General features: G+C 61.5%; 8 protein-coding genes and 1 pseudogene. 4 read left to right on the forward strand and 5 right to left on the reverse strand.

Features of this window, described 5'->3' with window-relative positions:
- Nucleotides 1-98: 98 nt before the first annotated feature.
- The 3 genes from GTP77_RS02685 to GTP77_RS02695 all read left to right on the forward strand — a co-directional run bounded on the left by GTP77_RS02685 (nt 99) and on the right by GTP77_RS02695 (nt 5,610).
- Entirely contained in the window at nt 99-4,253 is a 4,155-nt protein-coding gene (locus GTP77_RS02685) for an RHS repeat-associated core domain-containing protein (protein WP_161070623.1), read from the forward strand.
- The gene (locus tag GTP77_RS02690) at nt 4,253-4,945 is read left to right on the forward strand and encodes a hypothetical protein (protein WP_161070624.1); all 693 of its coding nucleotides are present in this window, start codon (nt 4,253-4,255) and stop codon (nt 4,943-4,945) included. Before GTP77_RS02685 ends, GTP77_RS02690 begins: the two co-directional genes overlap by 1 nt.
- A gap of 173 nt (nt 4,946-5,118) precedes the next feature.
- Nucleotides 5,119-5,610, forward strand: a complete 492-nt coding sequence (locus tag GTP77_RS02695) for a pyridoxamine 5'-phosphate oxidase family protein (RefSeq protein WP_161070625.1) — start codon at nt 5,119-5,121, stop codon at nt 5,608-5,610.
- Here GTP77_RS02695 and GTP77_RS02700 read toward each other — a convergent pair.
- Nucleotides 5,607-6,740 (reverse strand): sensor histidine kinase, encoded by a 1,134-nt coding sequence (locus GTP77_RS02700; protein WP_187358588.1) that lies wholly within the window; start codon nt 6,738-6,740, stop codon nt 5,607-5,609. The genes GTP77_RS02695 and GTP77_RS02700 overlap by 4 nt on opposite strands.
- A 138-nt stretch (nt 6,741-6,878) precedes the next feature.
- On the opposite strand from GTP77_RS02700, the gene GTP77_RS02705 reads away from it, so the two are divergent.
- Nucleotides 6,879-7,343 (forward strand): hypothetical protein, encoded by a 465-nt coding sequence (locus tag GTP77_RS02705; RefSeq protein WP_161070626.1) that lies wholly within the window; start codon nt 6,879-6,881, stop codon nt 7,341-7,343.
- 39 nt (nt 7,344-7,382) lie between these two features.
- Here the strand turns inward: GTP77_RS02705 and GTP77_RS30295 are convergent, their stop codons facing one another.
- The 4 genes and pseudogenes from GTP77_RS30295 to GTP77_RS02720 all read right to left on the reverse strand — a co-directional run bounded on the left by GTP77_RS30295 (nt 7,383) and on the right by GTP77_RS02720 (nt 11,276).
- Complete coding sequence (locus tag GTP77_RS30295) at nt 7,383-8,264, reverse strand: putative bifunctional diguanylate cyclase/phosphodiesterase (RefSeq protein WP_371869319.1); 882 nt, start codon at nt 8,262-8,264, stop codon at nt 7,383-7,385.
- An 18-nt stretch (nt 8,265-8,282) separates the two neighbouring features.
- Nucleotides 8,283-9,390, reverse strand: a pseudogene (locus GTP77_RS30300) (diguanylate cyclase domain-containing protein); the annotation flags it as partial.
- A gap of 6 nt (nt 9,391-9,396) precedes the next feature.
- On the reverse strand, nt 9,397-10,863 hold the full coding sequence (locus GTP77_RS02715; protein WP_161070627.1) for an ATPase domain-containing protein: 1,467 nt from the start codon (nt 10,861-10,863) through the stop codon (nt 9,397-9,399).
- On the reverse strand, nt 10,860-11,276 hold the full coding sequence (locus tag GTP77_RS02720; RefSeq protein ID WP_161070628.1) for a hypothetical protein: 417 nt from the start codon (nt 11,274-11,276) through the stop codon (nt 10,860-10,862). The genes GTP77_RS02715 and GTP77_RS02720 overlap by 4 nt, the downstream gene beginning before the upstream one ends.
- Nucleotides 11,277-11,401: the final 125 nt, after the last annotated feature.

Here is an 11,401-nt window from a genome sequence, read left to right on the forward strand (position 1 = left end):
AAAAAAAATAAAAAATAAAGTAGCTGCGTGCCTGATGGGGTAATGATTAAATTGCCTACATTGACTTTTGGTTAATTCAATTTTCAATGGGGGACGCAATGAAAATGTTCCTGTTAGCACTAGCGCTCGCCAGTGCCATCCTGCCGCACAGCGCGCAGGCCGAGGAAATGCAGGTGGTTGAGATCGTTGGCCAGCGCCCGATTTTCGATCCTGGAATGCTGGATTATCTCGACCTTATCCGTAATCGGGAGCGCTACGATTGGGTGGAGCGCTCGACGGGAGGCGGTGCCAGGGTCGTCGCCGCACCGCCGTCCGATAGCAACTCAAATCATGGCGAGATTGGCTGCAATAAATCAAAAACAGGAGCGCCGAACGGCGCCTCTCCTGTAATTGGCAACCCCGTGGTGGTCGCCACGGGCGAAAAACTGCTGTTCGAGCGGGACTTCCAGGCGATGGGTGACTACGGCCTCGGCCTTGCCCGCACTTACCGGAGCCAGAACGCCTCCGGAACCCTGTTCGGGCCTTACTGGCTGTCCAGCATCGATTCCCCCCGCTTGAATATCGTCACAGCGAATTGCTACCGCCTGCAAGTCGGTGGCTGCATTCCGCGCACGGTCATCGTGACCGATCCCGACGGCGTCAAGCAAAGTTACGGCCTCCAGCTATTCCACGATGAGCGTTTCCGCCTTTATGACTACACCGTGCGCAAATCGCAGTCGGCCGGAACGCTGACCCACAGGGCCAACGGCGAATGGCTGCTCACGCGGGATAAGACGCTCTACGCCTACAGCAACGACGGATACCTGCAGCGCATCGTGGACAGCTTTGGCGCGGTGCTGTCATTCGGCTACCAGGGCAACCGCTTGATCACGGTCACCAGCGCCGCCGGCAAGACCTTAACGCTGGGCTATGGCGGAAACGGACTGGTGGCTACGGTGCGCGATCCGGCCGGCTCCATCTGGACATACGATTACGACGGCAACAACATGCTGGCGAAGGTGACCGCGCCCGGCGCCGCTGGCCAGCAGGATATCCGTGAATATACCTACGGCGGCCCGGACAACCCCGCAAGCACTGACCCCACGCTGGTGACCGGCATAGTGATTAATGGCGTGCCCTTCAGCAATTACACCTATCACCCGGACCGGCGCGCAAAAGACAGCGGCCCGGCCAGCGGGGAAGAAAAGGAAACGTTCAACTACGGCGCCAACCTGACGAATGTGACGGATTTGCGCGGCCAGTCCACCGACTACACATTCATCAATGTTTTGGGCGAGATGAAGATCGACACCATCTCCCGCGCACCCAGCGCCACCTGCTCGTCCGCCAGCGCGAAAACCGTGTACGACGCCAACGGTTATATCGACTACCAGCTGGACTGGGAAGGCAGCAAAACCGACTACACCTTCGACGAGTTCGGACGTTTGACGGACGTCACGACCGCAGCCGGCACCAGTGATGCCCTGGCAACGATATACACATGGGAAGGCGACGATATCAAGACAACGGAATGGCGCGGCACCAATGGGATAGCCTACCTGCGCGTCACCTACACATACGAAGGATCGCAGCTGAAGTCGGAAGTCTGGGACGACCTGAAGACCGGCAACCGGCGCGAGATTATCTATACATACACCAGGCACCCGAGCAACATCCTGGCCGCGCGCACGGCGTCGCGCTGGCTGCCGGAAGGGTATGTGACCGACACGCTGGAGTTCAATACCAGCGGCAACCTGGTGCGGCACGTGAATCCCTTGGGCTACGCCGAGAGCTGGGCCAACCACAACAGCATGGGCCAGCCGGGCCGCCACACCACGTTCAAGAACCGGGTCGAAGAATTCGGCTACCACGTGAACGGCAACCTCACCCAGCACGCGCTGCTGCTGGCGGGCGGCAAGCGGTTCACCAAATTCAGCTACAACCATGACCGCCAGGTGATGGATGTCAGCCATGCCAGCGGCCGCATTGACCGCTACCGCTACAACGTCAGCGGCCGCCTGGACCGGACTGGCGACGCGGCCGGGAACTATGCCACGACGGTGTTCGATGCGCCCAGCAACACCATGACCTGGAGCGCCGAGCGCCATGTTCCTGCGGCCGGCAACGTGCCGCTGGCGAAATCCGAGGGACGGTTCAGCAAGGTCACCGTGTTCGACTCACTGGGCCGGCCCTACACGGTACTGGGCAATCACGGACAAAGAACCGATTTCCGCTACGACCTCAACGGCAACCTGGCCACCCAGACGGACGCGTTGGGCCGCTCCACCACCTTCGAGTACGACGCCCAGGACCGGCCCGTCAGGCGCGTCGCGCCGGACGGCGGCGTGAGCCGCTGGGAGTACGACAACGAGGGCCGCCTGCATTACTTCTACGACCCGCGCGGTATCCGAACGGACTACACCTACACCGGCTTTGGCGATGTGGCGACAGTGAACAGTCCCGATGGCGGTAATGTGAGCTACGGCTACGATGCCGCCGGCCGGCTGAAAAGCGAAACCCGCGCCGGCGAAGCCATAGTCTATACGCTAGACGCATTGGAGCGCTTGCGGACGCGCAGCCGCGGCGGCGTCACCGAAACGTATGCATACGACCCCATGGGCAAGCTGGAAAGGTTCACCGACGCGACCGGCAGTACCGACTTCGGCTACAACGACGCGGAAGAGCTGGTGGGCAAAGTCAGCAACGTCTATGGCGGGATTCATACGACCGCCTGGGCGTATGACGTGGCCGGACGCCTGATAGGCATGGGCTACGACGGCAGCCAGTTATCGCTGGGCTTCGACTACAACACGGTCGGCCAACTGACCCGCATCCGCACCAGCAAGGGCGGCACCTGGGGTGTGCTTGCCAGCCAGTTCCTGTACCAGCCCGCCACCGGCAGGCGCTACGGCTGGCGCTTCAACAACAGCATTCCACGGCTGGATACTTTGGATACGGACGGGCGTATCGAGAAAATCTACAGCATCAACGCGGTGAACCAGACCTACGGCTACGACGCTACCGACACGCTGAACCGGATCACGGATGCCGCCTATCCGACGTTGAGCGAGAACATGGGGTATGACGCCAATGACCGGCTGGGCTATTCTGGCCCGGCGGCCAATGTGCAGGCCTACGTCTGGGACCAAAGCGGCAACCGTGGCGTGCACCGCAACTTCGGCATCGAATATCACAGCGTGATCTCCCCGACCAGCAACCGCCTGGACTTATTGCACACGCTGGACAATCGGCAGTGGCGCAGCTTCGAATACGACGCGCTAGGCAACCTGTTCAGGGAAACGGCCAACAGCGGAACCCGCACCTACAGCTATGATGCGTTCTTCCGCATGAACGGAGCCCAGGTCGGAGCGAACCAGGCGGCATACTACAACAATGCGCTCAACCAGCGCGCAGTAAAAGTGGCGAACGGCAGCGTCACACATTATCAGTATGGCCCGGATGGCGAGCTCGTGGCCGAGTACATAGGCAGCAGCCGCACCTACTACATCTGGCTGGGCGGCGAACTGCTGGCCATCGAGCGCGACGGCACGATCTACGCGAGCCACAACGACAGGACCGGCCGCCCGGTGGTGCTGCTCGACGCCACGACGAAAAAGGTTTGGCGCGCCGCCAACACGGCGTTCGACCGCAAAGTGGAAACCAGCACCATTGGGGACATGAACATCGGTTACCCGGGGCAGTACTACGACAAGGAGACGGGCCTATGGTACAACTGGCACCGCTATTATGATGCCTCGCTCGGGCGTTACATCCAAAGTGACCCCGTCGGACTGCTAGAAGGGAGTAGCCTCTATTCTTATGTGGATGGTAATCCACTTAGCTATACCGATCGTCTAGGTTTGTGCCCTGCGTGTGTGCCTTTCCTAGCGCTGTTAGATGTAGGATTAACGCTGAATGCACTGGCGACCGGGGATGGGCCGGGAGCGTCGCCAGCTAGTTCGCCAATTCGAAACGCTGTGGCACTGGGACGGCAGGGCGAAGCATCTGTATGCAGTGCCTTCGACATTGGAGTGAGAAGAACAATCAAGGTGAATGGACGTAGGCGAATACCTGATGGCATATCAGAGGATGCCGTTAATGAAGTTAAAAATGTCGCGAAATTGAGTTTTTCTAGACAGTTGCGAGACTATTCTGACTTCGCTAAAGATAATGCGCTCAAGTTTAATCTCTATACCCGGCAAGGCACGAACTTATCTGCTCCTTTACAGAATGCCGTAGACATCGGCCTAATTAACCGTTTATTGATTCCGTAATGAAAAACAGTAAAGAAAAGGCCCCTATCCGCGACCGTATGACGGATGATGAGCTTGAAAACGTAAGAGCTAGCGATTTGTCTCGACTTAAGCTGGATGATGACGAAAAATCCCGATTGCGTGAGATAAACCGAAGGCTCGATGACGAACGATTGTTACGTTCAGCAAGGCTGGCAGTTGAGGCGGCGCCGTTGATCGCAGAGCTTAAAGAGGCCGGAATGAATGTCCGCTCTGTTTGGGATCTGGTGAACACAGCAGAGAGCTATGCGAACGCTGTTCCAGTGCTGCTAAAACATCTCCAGATGCCGTATTCGGATCGCACGCGGGAAGGTATTGCCCGCGCCCTCGCTGTGCGGGATCCTCAAGTCAGGAATGCATGGCCGCTATTGGTTGAAGAGTATCGTAAGGCGAAATCCGGACTCGGATTTAAAGCGCCCGGTGACGACAAGATGTACGAACTGGGCGCCAAGGATGGCCTTGCCTGCACGCTGTCAGCCGCCTTTTCGAAAGACCGCCTGCCTGAATATATCGAACTGCTGCGAGACCGAAGCAATGGGCCAAGTCGCCTGTTGCTTTTGTCTGCACTGCGGCGATCTAAAGATCCGGTCGTTCTGCGCCTGCTAGAGGATCTCGCCAGCGATCCCGATTTGACGGAAGAGTTGTTGTCGTGGGGGCGGTTTAGGACGCATTAAGGTGAGTGGAAGGCGACAGCAGAGTTGGCGAATCTGGTCGGCATGCCATGTTGCCGCCAAGGTGCAGCTGCCGCGTGCCTGCGCGTGCACTCGCTGGCAACTGCGCGCCATGGCCGGGCGCATGTGGCGCACACTGACCTGCTGCACGGCGCCTACCGCGCCCGGAGGGGGAAATGATGAGAACATTGGACGACAACGCCATGCGGCTGGTGCTGCAAATTCTGGCGCGCGGGCAGGAAATGAGCCTGGCCACGCTGCGCCCGGACGGCTATCCGCAGGCCACCACGCTGAACTACGCCAGCAGGGGATTGACGCTTTACGCAGCCATCGGCCTGGGCAGCCAGAAAGCGCACAATATTCAGGAGCACAAGCAGGTGTCGCTTACCATTTCACCCCCGGCTCAGCCGGGAAGCGAAATACAGGCCTTGTCGATCGGCGGGCTGGCCAGCTTCGTAAAAGGAGAGGAGCATACCGTCGATGTGTCGGCACGCCTGCTGCAGCGCTATCCGCAGTTCCGCCATGTGCTGTCCGGCACGCAGGGCCATCCGTGGGGCGGCATCGTGTTTCTGCGCATCGATCCGCAGGTGGTGTCGCTGCTCGACTACACCAAGGGTTTTGGCCATACCGAATTGTTCAAGGTGCAGGACATCGCCGTGCCTGCTTAGCCGGGCAGGCTGCAACGCGGCAGGTTGACGGTGAACACGCAGCCGGTGCCCGGCACGTCGCGCACCGACAGCGTGCCGCCGCTGGCGATGACGGCGTTTTGCGCTATCGTCAGGCCCAGCCCCAGGCCGCTGCGGTCTTTGCCATGCTGCGAGAACGGCTGGAACATGGAGGCGGCGGCGCCGGCGGGCAGGCCGCCGCAGTGGTCGTGCACTTCGATCAGGATGCGCTCCCCCGCAGCCATGGCAAGCAGCGTCACCTGGGAATGGGGCGGCGAAAATTTGAAGGCGTTCTGCAATAAATTCGCCACCGCCGCGAGCAGCAGTGCGCGGTTGCCGGCAATGGCCAGGCCGGCCTGCACCGGCGATGCCACCAGGGTGCAGCCCCGGCTGCGGGCCGTCAGCTCGGCGGTGCCATGGACTTCGCTGATGAACTCGTCCAGCGCAAACACCGGCGCAGCCTCCGTCTGCTGGTGCAGCACGCGGATCTCGTCGAGCGCGCCGTCTATCAGCCCGGCCAGGCCGTGCAGGCTGCGCTCCAGGATGGTGCTGGTGGCGCCTTGCAGGCTCAAGTTGCCGGAGCGTAGCGCGGTGTGCGCCAGCAAGGCCGTGCCAAGCATATTGCGCGCCTCGTGGGCGAGATAGCCCAGGCGTTTGTTGGCGTCGCTGGTGTGCTGGTCCGAGATGTCGGACTCGCGCTGGCGGCTGAATTCCGTGACCGCGTCGGCAATCGCATTGTCCAGGCAGCGGTTCAGCGTGCGGAACTCGTCCACCTCGAACGGCGTGCCGGACTCCACCGCCAGGTCGGTGATGGCCTGGCACAGGTCGCCATAGGTATGCACAGCCTCATTGACCGTGAAGCCCAGCGTCAGCAATTCCTTGCCGTGCTGTGCCGCCGTCACGCCGATCTCGCTGGCGGACAAGGCGCCGCCAGCCGGGCCGGAAATCCTCAGGCTTTCGGCCTGGCCGTCGCCTTGCTCGGCCTGCAGCGTGCGTATCAGCTGATCCAGGAATAGAGGGATGCCGTATTCGAGTTGCACCTGCGTGACGGAAGGCGCCTGCCGCTGGAGTACTTTGGCCTTGCAGCGTTCTATCAAGTCGCTGCGGGAATCAGACAGGAAAGTGTGCAACATGGGATATCTCCTGATTCTTGCTTGGAAATATAGAGGGATCGGCGGCCCAATGTGAGATGCAGCGCAGATGCAGACGCGGAAAGCGCGTTAAATCGTCTGGCTGTCTTGTTTTATTTTATTCACTCCATAGGGAATTTCATGTCCGATAACATAGCGAAAGCGTTGGAAAAGCAGGGCATGCCGGCTGCGGAGCAGCTTGAACTGTTGAACCTGGCCCTGGACGCGGCACTGGATTGCCTGACCGGCCTGGTCGCCATGAATAGCGCCCTGGCACGCACCGTGGCCGAAAGCGAGCAGCAAATCGCCGCTTCCCTGGCGCTGGTGAGCCGTATCGCCGGGCTGGCCGGCCTGCATGCGCAGCCATCCCCCCGCCAGCACAGCGCCGAACTGCGCGCGATTCTGCTGGCAACGAATGAGGATTTCTCCTCGGCCGTCGATTTCAATGCATGGAGAAAAAGACATCAAATCTCCACCCAGGCGGCCAGCGTCTTGAGGAGCCATCAACATATTGCCCCTGCGGAGCCCATCAGGCAAGCAGCCTCGTCTGCTCAGAAAGACAGCGAGGCCGCAGAACTCATTATGCAGGATGAGGGCGGGCACTGAACTGCTTTTCAGCGCCGCGCAGCCTGCCTGTAAATGTATTCATACTTTCCAATTCGAAAAATTCATCGCAGCCATCGAGGCTTGCTCGCGCTTGAGCAGGTTGGAGAATTGCTCCGCCTGCAAGGGGTGGCTGAATAAAAAGCCTTGCACGGCTTCACAGCGCATGGTTTGCAGATAGGCCAGCTCGGACTCCAGCTCCACTCCTTCGGCCACGATGGTTTTCCCCAGGCTCTGCCCCATGGCGATCACCGCGCCGGCCAGCATGCTGCCCTCCTGGGGGCCATTGATGCTCTGGACGAAGGACCGGTCTATTTTCACCACGTCGATGGGCAGGAAGTTCAGATAGCTCAAACTGGAATAGCCAGTGCCGAAATCGTCGAGCGCCAGCGTCACGCCCATGAGCTTGAGCTGGCGCAGGGTTTCGGCGCAACTGGCGGCGTCCCGCATCAGGACGCTTTCGGTGATTTCGAGCTGCAAATGCCGCGCGGGCAAGCCGGACTGGGCCAGCACTTCGCGCACATTGGCCAGGAACTCGGGGTGGCAGAATTCCAGCGTGGAGACGTTGACCGCCACATCCACCCACGCCGAGCCTGCGCTTTTCCACTGCTGCGCCTGCATGCACGCGGTCAGCAGCACCCAGCGCCCCATATTGACGATCAGGCCGAATTCCTCCGCGATGGGAATAAAGCGGTCGGGCATGAGCAGGCCCCATTCCGGGTGATTCCAGCGCATCAGCGCCTCGGCGCCGCAGATGCGTCCGCTGCGCAGGTCGACCTTGGGCTGATAGTACAGCTCCAGTTCGCCGCGCAGCAGCGCATGGCGCAAGCTCGATTCGATGGCTTGCCGTTCGACCGCGCGCGTGTTCATGGCCGGGGTGAAGAACTGGTAGTTGTTGCGCCCGGCGCTCTTGGCCTGGTACATGGCCGTGTCCGCATTTTTCAGCAAGGCCTCGGTATCGAGCCCGTCGAAGGGGCACAGGCTGATGCCGATGCTGCAGGTGATGTACAGTTCGTGGCCCAGTATCATGTGCGGCGCGGCCAGCGCCTGCAGGATTTTTTCCGCCAGCTGGGCGGCGGCCGCCGCTTGCGCGCCGTCGGGAACCAGCAGCACGAATTCGTCGCCGCCCTGGCGGCTCACGGTGTCGGACGCGCGCACGCAGGCGGTCAGGCGGCGCGCGATCGATTGCAGCAGGCGGTCGCCGGTCCCGTGGCCGAGGGCGTCATTGACGCTTGAAGTTGTCCAGGTCCAGGAAGAACAGGGCGAAATTGCTGCCGTCGCGCTCGGCAAGCAGGGTCGCTTGCGCAATGCGGTCGTTCAGCAGCATGCGGTTGGGCAAGTCAGTCAGGAAATCATGGTAGGCCAGGTGCCCCATCTGTTCGTTCGCCTGCTGCGCCGTGACCTTGCCCGCTTCGGCCTCGAAGCAGGACTGCACCAGTTTTTCGTTCACCTGCCACAGCCGCTGCAAGCGCTGCTCCAGCATGGCGCGCTGCTCGGCGCGCTTTTGCCCGATGCGCCCACGCCGCATCGCCGAGCGCTCGCGGGCGCCGCCGGCACGCCGCTCCTCGAGCCGGCGCTCGGGCCGGCCGGCGCCTGCCGGCTGGCTGGCGGACGCCGCCGGCAGCGCCGGTGCGTCTTCGCCCCAGGCCGCGTGCAGCAGGGTGCTGGTCATCTGTTCGCCCAGCAGGATGGCCAGGCTGTCTATCATGCCCAGGAATACATGGCGGCCGGCAAAGGCAATTTCTATCGGGGCGCGCCCATCGGCGCTGTCGCGCAGCACCGCGATCAGGTCGCCGGGGCTGGCGGGGGGGCTGCGCTGTTTTAGCCAGGGGTAGCGGCTGCGCGCCTGGTGCACGCTGCGGCTGAAAATAATGCAAAACCCCGCGTTGCCTATGAACGGGACCAGTTCCCTGGCCGCCGCCTCGGCCATGCCGATGGCAAGCTCTGCTATGCCATTCCGGCGGGCCGGGTCCAGCTGCGTCCGGATGGACTGCCGTAGTGCCTCAATTGCGTCCATCACATCTCCTGGTCCGGAATGGGCGCAGCCCATCCCGCCTCACTGTGCCGCCCGGCTGGCGCTGGGGTGGCCCGATAGCAGGCCTTCAAATGGCATACGCTGGGCGCCGATTTCTATGCCCTGGTCGCTGATGGTGTAATTGCGCAGATCCGTGCTGTGCCCGCTGCCGCGCACCTTGACCACGGAAATGACTTTCTGCAGACGGCCGCCGATTTCGGCGTAGCGCATGGCGATGATGGCGTCGGCCAGGAAGGAAGTGTCGCTCAGGCTGAAGCGCATGTCGGTGAAGCGGTCTTCCATGCCCATGGTCACCAGCACCGTCACATTCAGCGCGGCCAGCGTGGCCAGGACGCGGAAGATCGAGGCGCGGAAGTCCTGCGCGAACTCCGGCGCCAGGGACAGCCCTAGTTCGGACAGGGAATCGATCACCACGCGGGTGGCGCCGGTGCGCGCAATTTCCTGCACCAGGTCGTCCAGCACATTCTCAATGGACAGGTCTAGCGAGCGGGTGGCCACCACGGTGACCTGGCCGGCGCCGATCAGGGCGGCCAGGCGGTGATTGCGGCAATGCGAAGGCATTTTTTCAAAGCTGGCCAGCACGCCGTGCCCGCCTTGGCGCGCACCTTCCTCCAGGAAGGCCGTGGCCAGGATGGTCTTGCCGGAGCCCGAAGGCCCGACCACCAGGGCCGCATGGCCTTGCGGCAGGCCGCCGTTCAGCAGTTCGTCCAGCATGGCAATGCCCGTGCCCACCCGCGCCGTGGCGCCGTCTTCCTGCGCGGCATAATAAGAAGGCGGCAAGGAAGGCAGGGTGCGCGGATAGACTTTCAGGCCGTCCCCGGTGATGCGGAAGGTGTGCGCGCCGCCCATGTGGGCGTGGCCGCGCATTTTCACCACGCGCATTTTGCGCACCACGGCGTTGCCCTCCATATGCTGGGCCAGGCAGATCAGGCCGTCGGCCACGGTCATCACCGGATGGGCTTCGATTTCGTTGAAGGAATATTCCCCGATCAGGAAGGTGGTTGCCTGCCAGCTCGCCATGGAGGTGCCCAGTTCCTGCACAAACTGCTGCAGATCGGCGATGCCCTCGTTGCCCTGGCGCGCAGTCTGGATGACGGAGCGGAAGGAGTCGACAAACACCAGCCTGGGCTCGAAGCTGGCCACTTCCTGCATGATGCGCGCCAGCACACCGCTGAAATCGCCGGCCCGCAAGTCATCGGCCAGGTTCACGTAGCGCACGCTCGCTTCGACCTTGTTGACGTCGAAGAAGCTGTAGCGCTGCTGGTAGCGCAGCATTTTCAGCGGCGGCTCGCCCAGTACGGTGAAAAACAGCGCCTTGCAATTGGCCGATGCCAGCGCGAACATGATCTGGTGGGCCAGGGTGGTCTTGCCGCTGCCCGGCGAGCCAGCGATGACGTTGAACGAGTATTCGCTCAGGCCGCCGCCCAGCAGCGTATCGAGGCCAGGCACGCCCGTCGCCAGATACTCGTGGCTGGTAGGGGTAATCATAATGGTTTTCCTTCGGCCGCATTGGCCCAGGCGGTGGTGAGTAAGCGCATCGTGAGCGGCAGCCCGATCAAGCCGGCCAGCAATCCGGTCAGGGTTTCTATCACGGCAATACCAGCGCGGGCCGCCTGCTCGGTGTCGGCCGATGACAAGCTGGCCTGCAGGGCGGTGAAATGGGTGTCATCGCGTTCCATCGTCGAGAGCGGCGCGAGGCATGCGTGCTGCGCCCGGTTCAGATGCACGCTGCGCAAATACAAGGCGAAAAATCCGCTGCTACCCATCAAGGGGCGAAAATGAACTGCCAGTTGCTGTAGCGCCCGCACGACCTGGGCGACAACCGCGCTCTGGTTGGCGCCTTCCTCAAAGGAAAGTACGGACAAGATCAGCAGTTGGCGTTCGTCATCGGATTTGTCCATCGCGAAAAATTATAGTGTTGACTGCGCGCAACCAAATCGCTATTCCACAAGTGAATGCAGGGAATGGACGAAGTATGCTCTGTTTTTGAAAGTGAGGCCGCGAATTCTTTATCTCTTTTCAAGCA

The organism is Pseudoduganella aquatica, from assembly GCF_009857595.1.
Classification (GTDB): Bacteria; Pseudomonadota; Gammaproteobacteria; order Burkholderiales; family Burkholderiaceae_D; genus Rugamonas; species Rugamonas aquatica_A.